Source organism: Frankia nepalensis, assembly GCF_016786325.1.
In the GTDB taxonomy this organism is placed as follows: Bacteria; Actinomycetota; Actinomycetes; order Frankiales; family Frankiaceae; genus Pseudofrankia; species Pseudofrankia nepalensis.
Map to the genome: position 1 here is coordinate 20,571 of NZ_JADWYU010000205.1, position 17,359 is coordinate 37,929.

At 72.5% G+C, this 17,359-nt stretch carries 15 protein-coding genes; 7 read left to right on the forward strand and 8 right to left on the reverse strand.

Translation table 11 applies throughout. From position 1 onward, the window contains the following. The 4 genes from I6A81_RS32605 (at window position 1) to I6A81_RS32620 (ending at window position 5,691) form a co-directional block, all read left to right on the forward strand. On the forward strand, window positions 1-870 hold the full coding sequence (locus tag I6A81_RS32605; RefSeq protein WP_203010398.1) for a 3-carboxyethylcatechol 2,3-dioxygenase: 870 nt from the start codon (window positions 1-3) through the stop codon (window positions 868-870). 183 nt (window positions 871-1,053) lie between these two features. Further along, a complete protein-coding gene (locus I6A81_RS32610) occupies window positions 1,054-2,730 on the forward strand; it encodes an FAD-dependent oxidoreductase (protein WP_203001680.1) in 1,677 nt (558 codons plus the stop codon). A gap of 13 nt (window positions 2,731-2,743) precedes the next feature. Beyond that, window positions 2,744-4,561 (forward strand): flavin-containing monooxygenase, encoded by a 1,818-nt coding sequence (locus I6A81_RS32615; RefSeq protein WP_203001678.1) that lies wholly within the window; start codon window positions 2,744-2,746, stop codon window positions 4,559-4,561. A gap of 119 nt (window positions 4,562-4,680) precedes the next feature. Next, complete coding sequence (locus tag I6A81_RS32620; RefSeq protein WP_203001676.1) at window positions 4,681-5,691, forward strand: alpha/beta hydrolase; 1,011 nt, start codon at window positions 4,681-4,683, stop codon at window positions 5,689-5,691. Between the two features lie 108 nt (window positions 5,692-5,799). Here I6A81_RS32620 and I6A81_RS32625 read toward each other — a convergent pair whose 3' ends face one another. The 7 genes from I6A81_RS32625 to I6A81_RS32655 form a co-directional block, all read right to left on the reverse strand. Beyond that, on the reverse strand, window positions 5,800-5,946 hold the full coding sequence (locus I6A81_RS32625) for a hypothetical protein (protein ID WP_203001674.1): 147 nt from the start codon (window positions 5,944-5,946) through the stop codon (window positions 5,800-5,802). A gap of 335 nt (window positions 5,947-6,281) precedes the next feature. Next, the gene (locus I6A81_RS32630) at window positions 6,282-6,992 is read right to left on the reverse strand and encodes an IclR family transcriptional regulator (protein WP_307875076.1); all 711 of its coding nucleotides are present in this window, start codon (window positions 6,990-6,992) and stop codon (window positions 6,282-6,284) included. A gap of 59 nt (window positions 6,993-7,051) precedes the next feature. Then, a complete protein-coding gene (dmpG, locus tag I6A81_RS32635) occupies window positions 7,052-8,131 on the reverse strand; it encodes a 4-hydroxy-2-oxovalerate aldolase (RefSeq protein ID WP_203001670.1) in 1,080 nt (359 codons plus the stop codon). After that, window positions 8,131-9,069, reverse strand: coding sequence for an acetaldehyde dehydrogenase (acetylating) (locus tag I6A81_RS32640; RefSeq protein ID WP_203001669.1), 939 nt, complete (start codon window positions 9,067-9,069; stop codon window positions 8,131-8,133). Before I6A81_RS32640 ends, dmpG begins: the two co-directional genes overlap by 1 nt. Continuing rightward, window positions 9,066-9,866, reverse strand: a complete 801-nt coding sequence (locus I6A81_RS32645) for a 2-keto-4-pentenoate hydratase (RefSeq protein ID WP_203001667.1) — start codon at window positions 9,864-9,866, stop codon at window positions 9,066-9,068. Before I6A81_RS32645 ends, I6A81_RS32640 begins: the two co-directional genes overlap by 4 nt. After that, the gene (locus tag I6A81_RS32650; RefSeq protein ID WP_203001658.1) at window positions 9,863-10,711 is read right to left on the reverse strand and encodes an alpha/beta fold hydrolase; all 849 of its coding nucleotides are present in this window, start codon (window positions 10,709-10,711) and stop codon (window positions 9,863-9,865) included. The genes I6A81_RS32645 and I6A81_RS32650 overlap by 4 nt, the downstream gene beginning before the upstream one ends. Next, window positions 10,708-12,468: a bifunctional 3-(3-hydroxy-phenyl)propionate/3-hydroxycinnamic acid hydroxylase gene (locus tag I6A81_RS32655; RefSeq protein ID WP_203001656.1), complete on the reverse strand. Its 1,761-nt coding sequence runs from the start codon at window positions 12,466-12,468 to the stop codon at window positions 10,708-10,710. The genes I6A81_RS32650 and I6A81_RS32655 overlap by 4 nt, the downstream gene beginning before the upstream one ends. A gap of 271 nt (window positions 12,469-12,739) precedes the next feature. Here I6A81_RS32655 and I6A81_RS32660 point away from each other — a divergent pair, with 271 nt between their 5' ends. The 3 genes from I6A81_RS32660 (at window position 12,740) to I6A81_RS32670 (ending at window position 16,723) form a co-directional block, all read left to right on the forward strand. Continuing rightward, complete coding sequence (locus I6A81_RS32660) at window positions 12,740-14,416, forward strand: class I adenylate-forming enzyme family protein (protein WP_203001654.1); 1,677 nt, start codon at window positions 12,740-12,742, stop codon at window positions 14,414-14,416. Window positions 14,417-14,541: 125 nt separating this feature from the next. Next, window positions 14,542-15,564, forward strand: a complete 1,023-nt coding sequence (locus I6A81_RS32665; RefSeq protein ID WP_203001652.1) for an acyl-CoA dehydrogenase family protein — start codon at window positions 14,542-14,544, stop codon at window positions 15,562-15,564. Continuing rightward, window positions 15,548-16,723: an acyl-CoA dehydrogenase family protein gene (locus tag I6A81_RS32670; protein ID WP_203001650.1), complete on the forward strand. Its 1,176-nt coding sequence runs from the start codon at window positions 15,548-15,550 to the stop codon at window positions 16,721-16,723. The genes I6A81_RS32665 and I6A81_RS32670 overlap by 17 nt, the downstream gene beginning before the upstream one ends. Before the next feature lie 185 nt (window positions 16,724-16,908). Here I6A81_RS32670 and I6A81_RS32675 read toward each other — a convergent pair whose 3' ends face one another. Next, window positions 16,909-17,343, reverse strand: a complete 435-nt coding sequence (locus I6A81_RS32675) for a nuclear transport factor 2 family protein (RefSeq protein ID WP_203001648.1) — start codon at window positions 17,341-17,343, stop codon at window positions 16,909-16,911. Between the last annotated feature and the right edge of the window lie 16 nt (window positions 17,344-17,359).

Below are 17,359 nucleotides of genomic sequence, written 5' to 3' on the forward strand. Positions count from 1 at the left end.
CTGGCGGAGGGCGGGGGGGCGGTCGGCGCGGCCCGCGACTTCGCCGCCACCGTGGATCCTGACGTGGTGGTCATCTTCGCGCCGGACCACTTCAACGGCTTCTTCTACCGGCAGATGCCGCCATTCTGCCTTGGTGTCGCGGCCAGGGCAGTCGGCGACTACTCCAGCCTCGCCGGCGACCTGGCGGTGCCGAGCGGGCTCGCGCGCGAGCTCGCCGGCGCCGTCCTCGCCGCGGGCGTCGACCTGCCGGTCTCGCACCTCATGGAGGTCGACCACGCGACCGCGCAGCCGCTGCGCGAGCTGTTCGGCTCCCTGGACGCGCGGCCGGTCATCCCGGTGTTCGTCAACGCGGCGGCGCCGCCGCTCGGGCCGCTGTCCCGGGCACGGGCGCTGGGCGCCGCGATCGGACAGTTCTTCGCCGCCCGCGACGAGCGGGTGCTCTTCGTCGGCTCGGGTGGCATCTCGCACGACCCGCCGGTGCCGGCGCTCGACACCGCTCCCGCGCCGGTGGCCGAGCGGCTGGTCTCCGGCCGTCCGCTCACCGCGGAGGAGGCGGAGCGCAAGCACACCGGCGCTGTCGCCGAGGGTGAACGGCTCGCCGCCGGGACCAGCGACCGGATGGCGCTGACGCCGGACTGGGACGAGGCGTTCCTCGACCTGCTCGCGACGGGCAAGCTCACCGAGCTCGACGGCTGGAGCAACGAGGAGATCGGCCGCCACGGCGGGGGCGCGCACGAGATCCGCGCCTGGATCGCCGCGTACGCGGCCCTGGCGGCGGCCGGGCCGTACGAGGTCGGCTACCGCTACTACCGCGCGATCCCCGAGTACATCGCCGGCTTCGCCGTGACCACCGCGCTGCCGGTCAGCTGACGCGAGCTCCCGCTTCGTCGCGGCGACCGGGCGCCTGGGCGCGCGGCCGCCGGCCATGGCAATGATCTCTTGCCCTCTTCCGACCACCGAAGGTAATCTCCCGTCTGCTGCACTATTAGAACGGGGCCGTGCATTATATGCACAAGATCTAGTTTACGGAGCCCGCGGCGGTAGGGGCGTGCGATGCACAACGGATATGACGTCGTGGTTCTCGGCTCGGGCGCGGCGGGGCTGACGGCGGCGCTGGCCGCGGCGGTCGAAGGAGCGGCGCGCGTCGCGGTCTTCGAGAAGGCCGAGCTGATAGGCGGCACGACCGCCCTGTCCGGCGGGACGGTGTGGATCCCCGCCAACCAGCCCGCCGGCGAGCTCGGCGTCGAGGACTCACGGGCGCGCGGCCTGGAGTACCTGGCGAGCCTGTCGAACGGGATGATCCTGCCCGAGCTGGCCGAGGCGCTGGTGGACGGCGGGCCCGAGTACGTCGACTTCGTCCACGAGCACACCGAGCTGCGGTTTCAGCTCGTCGAGGGCTACCCGGACTATCACCCGGAGTGGCCGGGCGGCCTGCCCGGTGGCGGCCGGTCGATCGAGGTCGGCCTGGTCTCGCTCGCGGAGCTGGGCGAGTGGGCGGACCGGCTCGCCGGCGTCCCGAGCCGGCTGCTGATCCGGGAGTCGCCGCTGGGCGGCGGCACCGGCGTACTGTCGCCCGACGAGTTGGCCCGGCGGGACCGGACGGGCGCCGAAGGCCTCGGCCGCGGCCTCGTGGCGGGCCTGTTGGGAGCCTGCCTACGACACGGCGTCGAGGTGTTCACCAGCTCCCGAGGGCTGCGGCTGCTGACCGCCGACGGCGCCGTCACGGGCGTCGAGATCGAGGGCCCCGCCGGTGCCGGGGAGGTGTCGGCCGGCGCGGTCGTGCTCGCCACCGGCGGCTTCGAGTACGACCCCGAGCTTGTCCGGGACTTCCTGCGCGGCCCGATCACCCGGCCGTTCGGCGCGCCGACGAACACCGGCGACGGGCTGCGGATGGCGATGCGCGTCGGGGCCCGGCTCGGCAACATGCGTGAGGCGTGGTGGGCGCCGGCGCTGAGCGTCCCCGGGACGCGCCGTGACGGCGCCGCCAACGGGCTGCTCGCCTCGCGCGAGCGGGCGCTGCCCGGGTCGGTGATGGTGAACGGGTACGGCCGCCGGTTCGCGAACGAGGCCGCCAACTACAACGCCTTCGGCGGCGCGTTTCATCAGTTCGACGCGTCCCGTTTCGAGTACCCGAACCTGCCCGCCTTCATGATTTTCGACCAGTCGACGGTGGAGCGCTTCGGCGTGCTGGGCGGGGCCCCCGGCGCCGCGGTGCCGCGGTGGGTGACCCGCGCGGGCAGCGTCGGCGAGCTGGCGGGAAGGCTGGGCCTTCCGGCCGAGCAGGTCGAGGCGACCATCACGGCGTTCAACGCGAACGCTCGCGCCGGCGTCGACCCGGACTTCGGCCGCGGCGAGAGCGCGTTCGACCGGTTCCCCGGCGGCCGGACGACGCTTGACCCCGACTCGCCCCACTCAACGCTGGGCCCGGTCGAGACGGCTCCGTTCTACGGCGTCCGGGTCGAGTCGTCGCTGCTCGGCACGAAAGGCGGCCCGCGCACCGACCGCGCGGGACGCGTTCTGAACGTCGACGGTGACGTGATCGGCGGCCTGTATGCCGCCGGCAACGTGATGGCGAACCCCACCGGCATGGTCTACGGCGGTGCCGGCGCGACGCTGGCGGTCGCCGGGGTATGGGGCCGAAACGCCGGCCGGGCCGCCGTGCGCGACCGCGCCGCTGCTCCCCATGGCGTTGTTCCAAGTGGCGCTACCGACTCCGTCGGTAATGGCTGAGGTAGGAGAGACGATGACGCAGACGGTTGACCGCGCCCCTGGGGAGGTCACGGCGGCCGACGCCGCGCAGATCTTCGCCGGATGGGTGTCCAGCCTGGCAGCGGCCGTGCGCGACGGCTCCGAGCCCGCGCTGGCGGACCTCTTCACCGAGGACGCGACCTGGCGCGACTTCATGGCCTTCCCGTGGGACTTCCACCACACCGTCGGGCGCGACGAGACCGTGCCGCGGTTCCTGGAACTCGCCAAGGAGTGGCGCGCCGCCGGCTTCGCGCCCAACCAGGAACAGGCGCCCGTCGTCGGCGAGGCCGGCATCATCAACGCCTTCTTCGACTTCACCACCTCCGACCGCGTCGACCGCGGGTACGTGCTGCTCATCCCGGCCGAGGGCGGCTACCGGGTTCAGACCATGCAGACGCAGGTCATCAGCCTGTCCGACCACCCGGAGCGGATCCGGCACAACCGCCGCGAGGGCAAGGTCTACGGCGTCGTGCCCGGCCGCACCCGGTGGACGAGCGACCGGCAGAAAGAAGCCGCCTTCGAGGGCGACGACCCGGCGGTGCTCGTGCTCGGCGCGGGCCACAACGGCCTGGCGATCGCGGCGCGCCTCGGCGCCCTGGACGTCCCGACGCTCGTCATCGACAAGGAGGCGCGCATCGGCGACCAGTGGCGCCGCCGCTACGCGTCGCTCGCGCTGCACAGCACCGTCTACGGCGACCACCTGCCGTACATGTCGCTGCCGCCGAACTGGCCCGCGCACACCCCGAAGGACAAGTTCGCGGACTTCATCGAGTCGTACGCGACGCTGATGGACATCAACGTCTGGAACTCCACCACCTTCCTGCGGGGCCGGTACGACGACGAGACGCAGCGCTGGAGCATCCACGTCCGGCGCGGCGACGGGTCGATCCAGGAGCTGCGCCCGCGGCACTTCGTGGTCGCCGGCGGCATGTTCGGCGCGCCGCGGATCCCCCAGATCAAGGGAATGGACACCTACCAGGGCATCTGGACGCACTCCGACGAGTTCCAGAACGGCGCCGACTTCGCCGGCAAGAAGGTCCTGGTCGTCGGCGCCGCCGTGTCCGGCCACGAGCTCGCCCACGACCTCTACGAGCACGCCGCCGACGTCACCATGGTCCAGCGCGGCGCGACCTACGTGGTCACCTACGACTCGTACCACCGCTACTGGTCGACGCTGTTCACCGAGTACATGCCCTACACCCCCGAGTTCGCCGACCAGATGACCTACTCGCTGCCCAACGAGCGGGTCGACGAGCTGAACAAGAGGCTGGTCAAGCAGGCGGCCGAGGCTGACCGGCCGCTGCTCGACCGGCTCGAGGCCCAGGGCTTCAAGCTCGAGTGGGGACCGGACGGCACCGGCATCATCGGCGCGCACATGTCCGGCCGCGACGCCTACCAGATCGACATCGGCGCCTCGGAGCTGATCGCCGACGGCCGGGTGAAGCTCAAGCAGGGCGTCGAGCTGGCCGAGGTCAACGGCAAGACGGTCACCTTCACCGACGGCTCGACGATGGACGACGTCGAGCTCATCGTCTTCGCGACCGGCTACCACCAGTTCTGGGGCCACCTCCAGCCCGTCCTCGGCAAGGCCGCCGAAAAGATCGACAAGGCCTACGGCCGCGCCGCCGACGGCGAGTACGCCAACACCTGGCGCCGCTCCGCCCAGCCCGGCCTCTGGTTCGGCACCGGCTTCATCCGCATGGCCCGCTTCTACACCCGCTTCATGGCCCTGCTCATCAAGGCCATCGAGGAGGGCATCGAACCGGTCGACCCGGAGAGCCGCCCGGCGCCCGACGGATCGACCGCGACCTGACAGCCGAAACACCAGGCCCCGTGCCACGATGATCACCAGGCACGTGTCGTCGTGGTCGCGTTCCAGCCTCGAACGCGACCACGACAACACGCCGCGATAGTCCAAAGACGGAGGACGCAGTGCCCGAGGACGTGGCGCCGGCAGGTTCGCCCCCACCCGCCATCGACGTGCACGCGCGCGTCGAGCCCGGGACCGTGGCGATCCTCGACCAGCTCGCCCGCTGGGACCTGACCTCGGTCGAGACGATCCGGCGCTCGTACGCCGCCGTCGCCGCGCCGCCCGCGCCGCCGAGGCCGAGCGTCACCCGCCACGACGAGAAGATCGTCGGCGTCGACGGCCGTCCCGATGTCGCGGTGCGCTGGTACCGCCCGGCCGGCTTCGACATCGCCGCCGAGGCGCCGCTGCCCTGCCTGCTCTGGCTGCACGGCGGCGCCTACATCATGGGCAACCTGGACGAGAACGACGACCGCCTCGACCGAATGGTGATCGAGCTCGGCTGCGCGGTCGTCTCCGTCGACTGGCGGCTCGCCCCGGAGCATCCGTACCCGGCGGGCCTCGACGACGCCGAGACGGTGTGGCGCCAGCTCGCCGACGACCCGGCGGCCTACGGCGTCGACCCCGCGCGCCTCGTCCTCGGCGGCGCGAGCGCCGGCGCCGGCCTCGCCGCGGCGCTGTGCCTGCGGCTGCGCGACCTCGGCCGCGCGCAACCGGCCCTTCAGCTGCTCATCTACCCGATGCTCGACGACCGCGAGCTGACGCCGTCGATCCGCGCCATCGAGGACCCCGGCCACTGGGGCCTGTGGCACCTGCGCGCCAACCGGCTCTCCTGGGAGGCGTACCTCGGCGGCCTGGAGGGCGACGACGTCCCGCCCACCGCCGCGCCCTCCCGCGCGACCGACCTCACCGGCCTCGCGCCGGCCTACCTGTGCGTCGGCGACGTCGACGCCTTCGTCGACGAGAACGTCGACTACGCGGCCCGGCTCTCCCGCGCCGGCGTCCCCACCGAGTTGCACGTCTACCCCGGTGTCATCCACGGCGGCTTCGGCGCCGTCCCTCGCACCCCGCGCACCGCCCAGCTCCTGCGCGACGTCTACGCCGCGCTTGGCCTGGCGTTCGCGACCGCCACCTGACGCCCCCGGGGCTAGTCCCAGATGACCTCCTCGACGGCGGTCGCCGTGACCGCGCGGCGAAGCCACCGGTCGAGCTGGTCGGTTCTGTGCGGCCCTCGCCGCCCTTTATCACCAGCCGGGCGGGACGTGCAGGCGGTCGACCGTGGCCGGCAGCTGGCATGCCTCGAAGTCCGCGGCCTTCAGCTGATACCACCAGTGCCGCCCGGCGCCCTCGGCGGGCGTCCCCCGCGGCGCTCCCGCACTCCCATCGGGCACGGCCAACTGAATGCTGCCCTGGTGGACACCCTTCCTGGTGCCGCCTCAGGTGATGTCTGCCCGGGCGACAGGTCGGGCGGCCACTCCGCTCCCGCATCCTGGCGGACATCTGGGGGATCCCGGACGTCCTGTCCGACGTGAGGGTCACGAAACGGTGCTGGTCGTGGCTCTGATGTCTGACGCGATTCCCCCTGCCGTCGGACAGGACGAACTCGCGGCCGCACGCGGGCACCGGGTGAGCGTTGCCGCTCGTCAGACCAGCCGAGGACCGGCCGTAGGGGTCGGTGCCGGCCTCTTCGTCCGGAATCGGGCCCGATTCCGGACGAAGGGCGGCCTCAGGCCTGCCGGCGCAGGGCGCGGGCTACCTGGTCGGCGGCGCGGCGCATCTCGGGGCCGGCGGCGCCCGCGATGTCCTCGCGGTAGGTGATGAGGTTCAGGCAGGCGCGGGTGGCCGTGCCCGTCATGGGGATCCAGGCCGCGACCGCGTACTGGCCGGCCTCGACCTCCGCGTGGCTGCGGGCGTAGCCACGCTCGCGGGCGAGGGCGACCTCCTCGGGTTCGCCCCGGGCGGGCGGGTCCGCGGCGAGGATCGCGTAGCCGGCCGCGCCCCGGGTCAGCGGCGTGCGCATGCCCGGCCGGAAGGCGATGTGGTGCGACGCCGTCGTCGGCTCCGTCATCGCGATCGCGACGGCGTCCGCCCCCTGCGCGACGAAGAGCATGACCGTCGACTGCAGCCGGTCCGCGAGCGACCGCATGACCGGGCCGGTCGCGTCGCGCAGCGCGGGCAGGAACGCCTCGGCGAGGGTCGCGAGGCGGGCACCCGGGATGTAGGTGCCCTCGCTGCTGCGCGCGGCGAGGTCGAAGTCGACCAGCGTCTGCAGCACCCGGTAGGCGATCGACCGGTGCACGCCGAGCATGTCGCCGACCTGCTGCACGGTCATCCCCGACTTGGAGTCGGCGATCGCGAGCAGCACGCGCAGACCGCGCGCGAGCGTCTGGTTCCCGTCGCGCACCTTGCTCGGCGTGCTCGCCGTCAGCTCCGGCACGCTGTCCAGCATAGTTTCGGCTTCGCCGTCGCCCGCCCGGCGCGGGCTGGGAACGGTGCTCAGGACGCCCGGGCCTGGAGGGTGAGCGCGATGTCGGTGAGCATGTCCTCCTGGCCACCGACGAGCTTGCGGCGGCCGGCCTCCAGCAGGATCTCGCGCGCGTCCACGCCGTACGTGGCCGCGGCGATCTCGGCGTGCCGCAGGAAGCTGCCGTACACCCCGGCGTAGCCGATGGTCAGCGTCTCGCGGTCGACGCGTACCGGCCGGTCCTGCATGGGTCGGACGATGTCCTCGGCGGCGTCCTGCAGCGCGAACAGGTCGCAGCCGGTCTCCCAGCCGAGGATGTTCGCCACCGCGATGAGCGCCTCGATCGGGGCGTTGCCGGCCCCCGCGCCGAGGCCGGTGAGCGAGGCGTCGACCCGGAACGCGCCCTCCTCGACGGCGGCCACCGAGTTCGCGACCGCGAGGGAGAGATTCTCGTGCGCGTGGATGCCGATCTGGGTCTCGGGCCGCAGGACCTCGCGGTACGCGCGGACCCGCTCGCGCACGTCGTTGACGGTGAGCCGGCCGCTGGAGTCCGTGATGTAGACGCAGTGCGCGCCGTAGGACTCCATCAGCAGCGCCTGCTCGGCCAGCTCCTTCGAGCCGATCATGTGCGCCATCATCAGGAAGCCGGAGACGTCCATGCCGAGGTTGCGCGCCTCGGCGATGTGCTGCGCGGCGACGTCGGCCTCGGTGCAGTGCGTGGCGATCCGGACCGAGCGGACGCCCATGTCGTGGGCGCGGCGCAGGTCGTGGATCGTGCCGACGCCCGGGAGCAGCAGCGTGGTGAGGACCGCGCTCTTCGCGTGCGCGGCGGCCGCCTCGATCCACTCCCAGTCGGTGTTGCTGCCGGGGCCGTAGTTCAGGCTCGCGCCGCCGAGGCCGTCGCCGTGCGCGATCTCGATCGCGCCGACGCCGGCGGCCTCGAGGTTGTCGACGATGCGGCCGACCAGTTCGGGCGTGATCCGGTGCCGGATCGCGTGCATGCCGTCCCGCAGCGTCACATCCTGGATGTACGGCCTGGCGGTCGCCCTGGGGGCCAGGGCGTCGGATGTCACGGCGTCGGGTGCCGTCGTGTCGGTCGCGGTCTCAGTCATCACGCCGCCGCCTTCGCCCGCTGGGCAATCCGCTCCGCCACGCGCATCGCGGCGGAGGTCATGATGTCGAGGTTGCCCGCGTAGGCGGGCAGGTAGTGGGCCGCGCCCTCGACCTCCAGGAACACGGAGACCTTGGTGTCGACGGGACCGGCGCCCGCGGGCAGCAGGGTCGCCACCTCGGCCGGGTCGACGGGCGTGAACTGGACCTTCTGCACGAGCCGGTAGCCCGGGACGTAGGTCGCCACCTCGGCGATCATGTCCTCGATCGAGGCCCGCACCCGGTCGTGGTCGGCGCCGCCGATGAGGCACAGGACGGTGTCGCGCATGATGAGCGGCGGCTCGGCCGGGTTGAGGATGATGATCGCCTTGCCGCGCCGCGCCTTGCCCACCTGCTCGATGCCGTGCGCGGTGGTCTCGGTGAACTCGTCGATGTTGGCCCGCGTCCCCGGGCCGGCGGACTTCGAGGAGACCGAGGCGACGATCTCGGCGTAGGGCACCTCGGTCACCCGCGAGACCGCGGCCACGATCGGGATCGTGGCCTGGCCGCCGCAGGTGACCATGTTGATGTTCGGCGCGTCGAGGTGGTCCTCGAAGTTCACCGCGGGGATCACGAACGGCCCGATCGCCGCCGGCGTGAGGTCCACCAGGCGCAGGTTGTACGGCTCCAGCAGCTTCGCGTTCGCGATGTGCGCGCCGGCGCTGGTGGCGTCGAGGACGATCTCCACCTGGGCGAACTCGGGCATCTTGATCAGCCCGGCCACACCCTCGGCGGTCGTGGCGACGCCGAGGCGCGCGGCGCGGGCCAGGCCGTCCGAGTTCGGGTCGATGCCGACCATCGCGACCACGCGCAGGTCCGCCGACCCACGCAGGATTTTGATCATCAGGTCCGTGCCGATGTTGCCGGAGCCGACGATCGCGACCCCCGTCTTCTCCGTCATTGCTCGTCCTTTCCTGAGAACCGCGCCGTCACCGTGCCCAGCGGCGCGATGTCGGCGACGAAGACGTCCCCGGCCGAGACGGAGACCATGGGGCCGAGCGCACCGGACAGAACGAGATCGCCCGCGCGCAGCGGCGTCCCGACGTCGATGAGGGTCGCGGCGAGCCAGGCCAGCGCGTTCAGCGGGTCGCCCAGGCAGTCGCGGCCCGTGCCGGTCGAGACGACCTCGTCGCCGCGGCGCATCGTCATCGTGACGTCGATGGGCGCCACCGCGTCGAGCGGAGTTCCCGTCGTGCCGACCACGAACACGCCGGACGACGCGTTGTCGGCGACCGTGTCGGTGATGCCGATGCGCCAGTCGGCGATCCGGCTGTCGACGATCTCCAGCGCCGGGAAAGCCAGTTCCACCGCGTCGCGGAGCGCCGCGGGGTCGGAGGCGTCCTCGATGTCACGGCCGAGCAGGAAGGCGACCTCCGCCTCGGCCTTTGGCTGGAGCAGCCGGCCGACGGGGATCAGCTCGCCGTCGGCGTAGCTCATGTCGTCGAACAGGACGCCGAAGTCGGGCCGGTCGACGCCGATCTGGCGCTGCACGGCCGCGGAGGTGAGACCGATCTTGCGCCCGATGATCCGCGCTCCCGCCGCGAGCCGGCGCTCGGTGAGCCGCCGCTGCACCTGGTAGGCGACGTCGATGTCGCCGGCGGGAACCAGGTCCGTGATCGGGGCGCAGGCGATGCCGGTGGCGGTCGCCAGTTCCAGCCGGTCGGCGGCGGCCTCGACGGAGGCGGTGGTGGCGGTCATCGGTCCCGCCCGAGGAACTCCAGCGCGATCGTGTCGAACTCCTCCTGCTGCTCCCACTGAGGCCAGTGGCCGGCGTTCTTGATAAGGCGGAACTCCCCGCCCGGGATGCGCTCGGCCATGTCGAGCCCGGCCTTCGCCGGGCCAGAGGGGTCGTCGCTGGTCCAGACCACCAGCGTCGGCGCGGTGATCGCGCCCAGTTCCTCGTCGGTGACCAGGTTGCGGCGACGGATCTCGGGGTCCTGCAGGCAGAGGATGTGCCGCATCGACTCGGCGAAGCCCGGCCGGCCGTAGACACCGCGGCGGATCGCGACGAGCTCGTCGGTGACCGAGGCGGGATCGGCCATCAGCCACTCCAGTCGGGCGCGGATGCGCTCCTCGCTCGGGTCGTCGGCGGCGGCCTGGGACAGCGACCGGATGCGCTCCATCACCTCGGGGGTGGCCATCGTCCCGCCGGGGGTGTTCAGGATGATGCGGTCGACGCGCTCCCCGAAGCGGGCCGCGAACTTCACCCCGACCCAGCCGCCAAGCGACTCACCCGACAGGTGGACGCGCTCGAGGCCAAGGACGTCGAGCAGCCCGACAAGGTGATCGATGTAGTCGTCGATCTCCAGATCCTTCGTGGTGGTCGTCGTCCACCCGTGCCCCGGGTAGTCGTAGGCGATGACCCGGTACCGGGCGCTGAGCGCGCGCAGGTTGCGGGTGAACGCCTCCAGATGCCCGCCGGTGCCGTGCATGAGGACGAACGGCTCCCCGGCACCGCACTCCAGCACCCGGGTCGACCAGTGCCCCACGTCGACGTGGCGCACCGTGTAGTCCAGACCAGCCAGGTCCGTCCACAGCGTCATGCGTTCTCCTTCAGGGCGGGCGCCGCGTCGGGCGGGGCGGGCGCCGCGTCGGGGGCGGCGGGCACGGCGGGCGCCGCGTCGGAGGCGCCGACGGCGGCCCCGAAGGCGCGGACCATGTCGGAGGCGGCGTGCGCGGGGCTCGCGCCGGCGACGATCCGGTCCGGTCGCAGCAATAGCACGGACTCCGGGTGCGCGTCGAACCAGCGCTTGAGCGCGCCGTCCAGGTCGCCGACGACCAGCACCGGGTCGTCGGGCGCCGAACCAGCGGACTCACGGCCATCCGGCTGCGGCGCGTCCCAGCGCAGCTGCACCGCGGGGCGAGCCTCCACCAGGCGGACACCGAGGTGGGCCAGGCGGCGCTGCGCGTCGTCGTCCAGGATCTGGCGCGGGTCGTTGTTCCAGGCGACGAGGGCGAACCACGGGCCGAGCGCGTCGTCCAGCCTGACCGACGGGGTGGCGCGCGTGCTGACGGTCGGCTGGATGAACAGCCGGCCCACCGGGCTCGGCTCGCTCACCGAGCCGACGCGGGTCAGCGCGCCCACGCGCATCGTCGGCATCGGCTTGAACTTCATCGTCACGATGTAGGTCTTCGCCTTCGGGATGGCCGACAGGCCCCGGAAGAACAGGTCGCGGGCCAGCGCGCCGAACCGGTTCGTGACGGAGACGGCCTGCCCCACCCGGCGGGACAGGTCGATCATCGCGCGGGCGTGGTCGCGGCGCTCGGACTCGTAGCTGTCGAGGAGCTGGTCGCCGGCGAGCCCCCGGCACACCATCGCGAGCTTCCAGGACAGGTTCAGCGCGTCGCGGATGCCGCTGTTGTAGCCCTGCCCCTGCCACACCGGCATGATGTGCGCCGCGTCGCCGACCAGGAAGACCCGCCCGACCCGGAAGTGCTCCGCGAGCCGGGCGTGGTGGTTGTAGACCCGGCGGCGGATGACGTCGACCTTCGCGGTCGGCGGGACGATCGGCGCGAGCAGGCGGGCGAGGAACTCGTCGGTCATCGCGTCCGCCTCGGTCTCGCCGGGCTTGAGCATGAACTCGAACCGGCGGATGCCGTGCGGGATGCTGATCGAGACGTACGGGCGGCGCGGGTCGCAGCAGACGTACGCGCCGGGGCGGCCGAGCGGGTCGTTGCGGATGTCGATGACGAACCACTGCGCGTCGGCGGTGCTGCCATCGAAACGCAGACCGAGCAGCGTCTCGCGGGTCGCGCTGGCGCCGCCGTCCGCGCCCACGGCGTAGGCGGCCCGCACCGTCCGCGCACCGTCCGGTGTCTCGACGGTCAGCGTCACGCCGTCGGCGTCCTGCGCGTAGCCCGTGACCCGGGACGAGAACCGCACGTCGACGTTGTCGAAGCGCCCGAGGCCGTCGAACAGCACGCGGTCCGCGAGCGGCTGGACGAAGCCGTTGCGCCGCGGCCAGCCGAACTCCGCGGTCGGTGGCGCGAGCCGCGCCAGGTCGCGCTGCTTCGCGTCGACGAAGGCGAGCAGCTGGTGCGGGATCGTGTGTGGCAGGACGTCGTCGACCAAGCCCACCGCCTGGAACGTCCGCAGCGTCTCGTCGTCCATCCCGACGCCGCGGGGGAAGTCGATGAGCGCTGGGCCCGCCTCGAGGACCGCGACGCGCAGCCCGTGCAGGCCGAGAAGGTTGGCGGTCATCAGCCCGCTGGGGCCGGCCCCGACCACGGCGACGTCGACGTCGGTCCCGTGGGAGAGGGCAGGCGTGCCGGGCTGTGCCGCGCCGACCTGAGTGGACACCACGACTCCTCGGGTGGCAGGTGCCGTGCGCGGGCTCGCCGCGCGGAGCACGCTCACCGTTGCGCACAGTTGGGCAGGATCCGCAGCCACGCAGGATCCATAGCGATCCGGCGATCGTGCAGTATCTGCAACGAGGTATTCAATAACTGCGAAAAATCTAGTAACGTGCGCCCGACGCGTCAACCCCGCCCGTGCGTCCGCCAGGGGCACCTCAGCGGCCCCCATGGCCTGGACACACGGGCGGCGCTCCCCTTCACCGAGGACGTGATCAATGTCGACCGGTCCCCTGCCTCCGTGGCTGGCCCTGTACCCGGCGCGCGTCGACCCCTCGCCGACGATCGCCCACGAGTCGGTCGTGGCGGCGTGGGAGGCCCGGGTGGCCGCGAACCCCGAGCGCGCGGCGGTGCGCTACTTCGACGGGTCGCTGTCCGCGGCCGAGCTCGACGCGCACGCCGACGCGCTGGCCGCCGAGCTGCAGGACCGGGGCGTCCGCCGGGGTGACCGTGTCGGCATCTACCTGCAGAACGTGCCCTACTACCCGATCAGCCTGATCGCGATCTGGAAGGCCGGCGCCACCGCCGTCCCGCTCAACCCGATGTACCGCGGGCCGGAGCTACGCCGCCTGATCGAGGACTCGGAGACCTCCGGGGTCATCGCGGCCCGGGGCACGGACGGCGAGGTCCGCGAGACGCTCGCCGGCACCGCCGTGGAGTGGGTGCTTTCCGGCTCGGCACGCGACTTCCAGACCCGCGACGACCCGCGGGTGTTCCCGGACGTGGCGGAGCCCGCGCCCTCACCGGACGGCGACCTCGGCGCCATCCTCGCCGCGCGGCGCGGCGAGCGCCCCGAGCCCGTCGTCGCCCGGCTCGACGACACCGCGTTCATCACCTACACCTCGGGGACCACCGGCCCCCCGAAGGGCGCGCTGAACACCCACCGCAACTACCTGCACGCGGTGCTGAACTACGGCGGCTGGCTGGGCCTGGAGCCCGGTGACGTCTCCTTCGCCATCGCGCCGCTCTTCCACATCACCGGTCTCTCGCTCAACGCCGGCATCGCGCTGCTGAACGACGCGACGCTCAGCATGAGCGGGCGCTTCGAGCCGGCGGTCGTCCTGGACGCCTTCCGCGAGCATGGAGTCACCACGACGATCGGCTCGATCACCGCCTTCAACGCGTTCTTCCGGGTGGCGGACGCCGGCCCCGAGCACTTCAAGACGATCAAGCTGCTCTACTCCGGTGGAGCACCGATCCCGCCGGCGACGATCGAGGCGTTCCGCGCCCGCTTCGGCCCCTACCTGCACAACATCTGGGGCATGACGGAGACGACGGGCGGCGGCATCGCCGTTCCGCCCGGCGCCGTCGCCCCCGTGCACCAGCCGAGCGGCACCCTGTCCATCGGCGTGCCGGCGCCGAACGTGACCGTCGAGATCATCGACGCCGCGGGCGTGCCGCGGCCGCCCGGCGAGGAGGGAGAGCTCGTCTTCACCGCGCCGCAGGTGGTCCCCGGGTACTGGCGCAACCCGGACGCGACCGCGCACGCGTTACCCGGCGGCCGGCTGCACACCGGCGACGTCGCCGTGATGGACGCCGAGGGATGGATCTACCTCGTCGACCGGATCAAGGACCAGATCAACACCTCCGGCTTCAAGGTCTGGCCGCGTGAGGTGGAGGACGTCCTCTACGAGCACCCGGCGGTCTTCGAGGCGGCCGTGGTCGGCGTCCCGGACGAGTACCGCGGCGAGCTGGTCGCCGCCTACGTCTCGCTGCGCGACGGCGCGGCGGCCAGCGAGGAGGAGCTCGTCGCCTTCGCGAAGGAGCGCCTCGCGGCCTACAAGCGTCCCCGGCGCGTGGTCATCATCCCGGCGCTGCCGAAGACCGCGACCGGGAAGATCCAGCGGGCGGTGCTGCGCGAGCAGCAGGGCTCGCAGTGCAGCGATCGGCGCTGACCGGCGCCGGTCCCGCATACGTCGACAGTTCTGTTTCGCGCGACCAGAGCGCGCGGCGCGGTAGGGAGAGTGATTCGTGGCGGCGTACGCCCTGATCGAGTCGGCGTCCGGCTTCGGAGGTCGGGATGCAGTCTGAGTTCGACGAGGACCAACGGCTGTGGCAGAGCACCGTGCGCGAGGTGCTCGCCAAGGAGTGCACGCCGGCGCTCGTGCGCGCGGTCGTCGACGCGGACGCGGACCCGGCCGGGCTGTGGCAGACCTACACCAACCTGGGCTGGACCCAGCTCGTCGACGCCAGCGAGATGGTCGAGCTCGCCATCCTGGTGGAGGAGCTGGGGCGCGCCACCGACCCGACCCCCTTCCTGGCGACGATGACCCAGTTCGTCCCGCTGGCGCCGGGCGTGGCCGAGCCCAAGCAGACGGGCGCCGCCGTGTACGAGGGCGTCACCGCCCGACGCGACGGCGACGGCTGGGTGCTGGACGGCGCCGCCCGCCACGTGCTGGACGCCGACCGGGCCGACTGGCTGGCCGTCGTCACCGCCGAGGGCGTCTTCGCGCTCCCCGCGGCGCGGGCGACGATCCGGCGCGTCCCCGTCTTCGACCCGGTGCTGCACGTCGGCGAGGTGACCCTGGCCGGCGTGCGCGTCGCCGACGGCGCCCTGACCGGCGCCGACCCGGAGAAGGCCCGCCACCAGGCGCTCACCGGCCTGGCGATCACCATGGTGGGCGCCTGCCAGCGCGTCCTGGACCTGGTGCTCGAGCACGCGCGGACCCGCCAGCAGTTCGGTGTGCCGATCGGCTCGTTCCAGGCCGTGAAGCACAAGGCGGCCGACATGCATGTGGCGATCGAGCGGGCCAGGGCCCTGGCCTACTTCGCGGCGCTGACCATCGCCACGAACGACCCCCGGCGCCGGCTCGCGGCCTCCATGGCCAAGGCGTCGGCCGGCGAATGCCAGTCGGTCGTGTTCCGGCACGGCCTGCAGTTGTTCGGCGGCATGGGCTACACGTGGGAGAACGACCTGCAGTTCGCGCTGAAGCGGGCCAAGGCCGGCGAGGCGCTCCTCGGCGGCGCGGACGAGCACCGGGCCCTGGTCGCGAAGGAAAGCCTGGCTCTGACGGGGGTGGACAGCCGTGCAGCTCACGTTTGACGACGACGTCGAGGCGTTCCGCGCCGAGTTCGTGGCGTTCCTCGAGGCGAACCTGCCGAGCGCGGGCGAGGCCGACCGGCCCTCGCGCTCGACCGCCGACATCCCGGAGTGGGCCCGGCGCTGGCAGCGGCTGCAGTTCGACGCCGGCTGGCTGCTGCCCGGCAACCCGCCCGAGTTCGGCGGCCGTAACGCCGGCATCCTGCAGCAGTACGTCCACCTGGAGGAGCTGTCGAAGCGGCGGATCCTGCACAGTTTCAACCCGCAGGGCGTCGGCATCATCGCGGCCTCCCTGCTCTCGTTCGGCACTCCCGAGCAGAAGCGCCGCTGGGCCGTGCCACTGCTGCGCGCCGAGATCACCGCGGCCCTCGGGATGAGCGAGCCGGGCGCCGGGTCCGACCTCGCCTCGCTGCGGACCAGGGCCGTGCTGGACGGTGACCATTTCGTGGTCAACGGGCAGAAGGTGTGGACGTCGGGCGCCCACGACGCCGACGTCATCCTGACCTTCGTCCGCACCGACCCGGACGCGCCCAAGCACAAGGGCATCAGCGTGCTGCTGATCCCGAGCGACACCCCCGGGGTGACCCGCCGGCCGTTCGGCTCGATCGCGAGCCCCGACGACCTCGACTTCAACGAGGTCTTCTTCGACAACGCCCGGGTCCCCGCGGAGAACCTGGTCGGCCCGCTCAACGGGGGCTGGGGCGTCGCGAACGGGTCTCTCGGGCATGAGCGCACCCTGCTGTGGCTGATCTTCGCCGAGCGGCTGGCGGACCTGCTGGTGGACTTCCACCCGGTCACGACGCTCGACGAGGACCGGTACGCGACTCTCGTGATGGACGCCCACGCCCTGCGGTGGATGGGCTCGGCGGCGCTGGCCAGGGAGGCCCGCGGCGAGCAGGACGTGGCCGCCCTGTCGGTGCTGAAGCTGCTCGGGTCCGAGGCGGCGCAGGCGGCCACCGAGGCCGCGTTCGAGTCGGCGGGCGCCGACGCGCTCGACCACCCGGTGCTCACGGGCCCCCTGTCCCACCTGAGCCTGGAGGCGTACGTCAGCGGATGGTTCGAGCGCTACGCCCGCACGTTCTCGGGAACGATCGCCGGCGGCACCTCGGAGATCCAGCGCACCATCATCGCCGAGCGGGTGCTCGGGCTGCCCCGCGGCTGAACGCCCCCTGACGGGCGAGCTCGACGACCTTCACCGGGCCAGCGGCCCGGTGAAGGTCCGCCGAGCCGCGAAGGTCCGCCGAGCCGCGAGGGTCCGCCGGGCCGCGAGGGTCCGCCGGGCCGCGAGGGTCCGCCGGGCCGCGAGGGTCCGCCGGGCCGCGAGGGTTCCGAGAGCCGCGGCCGCGCTCAGCCAGCGCCACCCGGCTTGTTGACGAACCAGACGAGTTGCTCGACGAGCTTCTCGCTCTTCCAGCCGTCCGGTGTGCGCACGAAGTCGTGGAAGTAGTAGCCGCCGCAGTAGCTCGGCTCGGCCATGCCCGGCAGCTGCATCGGGTTGTAGAACTGGGCGATCACCCTGGCACGGTCGCCGTCGAGGTCGATCTCCGTGTTGGTGATGTAGTGGAGCTTCCACGGCGCCTTGCCCAGGCCCTGCTCGAGCATGATCGCCATCTCGTCGCGTTTGGCGACGGGCAGCAGGCTCGACGTCGAGGTGTAGTCGATGACCGCCTCGGGCGTGAACACCGACTTCCACAGCTCGAAGTCGTTCGTGTCCACACCCCGGGCGTAGCGTGCCAGCTGCTCGGAGATCTCGAGCTTGTCGGCGAGCGCCTGCAGGTCCATCGAGGTTCCTCTCAGC

What these genes read in the sequence shown, in the direction of transcription:
- I6A81_RS32675 (WP_203001648.1), bottom strand. Translation starts at nt 17,343, where the DNA reads ATGGACCTGCAGGCGCTCGCCGACAAGCTCGAGATCTCCGAGCAGCTG.
- I6A81_RS32665 (WP_203001652.1), top strand. Translation starts at nt 14,542, where the DNA reads ATGCAGTCTGAGTTCGACGAGGACCAACGGCTGTGGCAGAGCACCGTG.
- I6A81_RS32650 (WP_203001658.1), bottom strand. Translation starts at nt 10,711, where the DNA reads ATGACGCTGTGGACGGACCTGGCTGGTCTGGACTACACGGTGCGCCAC.
- I6A81_RS32660 (WP_203001654.1), top strand. Translation starts at nt 12,740, where the DNA reads ATGTCGACCGGTCCCCTGCCTCCGTGGCTGGCCCTGTACCCGGCGCGC.
- I6A81_RS32610 (WP_203001680.1), top strand. Translation starts at nt 1,054, where the DNA reads ATGCACAACGGATATGACGTCGTGGTTCTCGGCTCGGGCGCGGCGGGG.
- dmpG (WP_203001670.1), bottom strand. Translation starts at nt 8,131, where the DNA reads ATGACTGAGACCGCGACCGACACGACGGCACCCGACGCCGTGACATCC.
- I6A81_RS32615 (WP_203001678.1), top strand. Translation starts at nt 2,744, where the DNA reads ATGACGCAGACGGTTGACCGCGCCCCTGGGGAGGTCACGGCGGCCGAC.
- I6A81_RS32640 (WP_203001669.1), bottom strand. Translation starts at nt 9,069, where the DNA reads ATGACGGAGAAGACGGGGGTCGCGATCGTCGGCTCCGGCAACATCGGC.
- I6A81_RS32645 (WP_203001667.1), bottom strand. Translation starts at nt 9,866, where the DNA reads ATGACCGCCACCACCGCCTCCGTCGAGGCCGCCGCCGACCGGCTGGAA.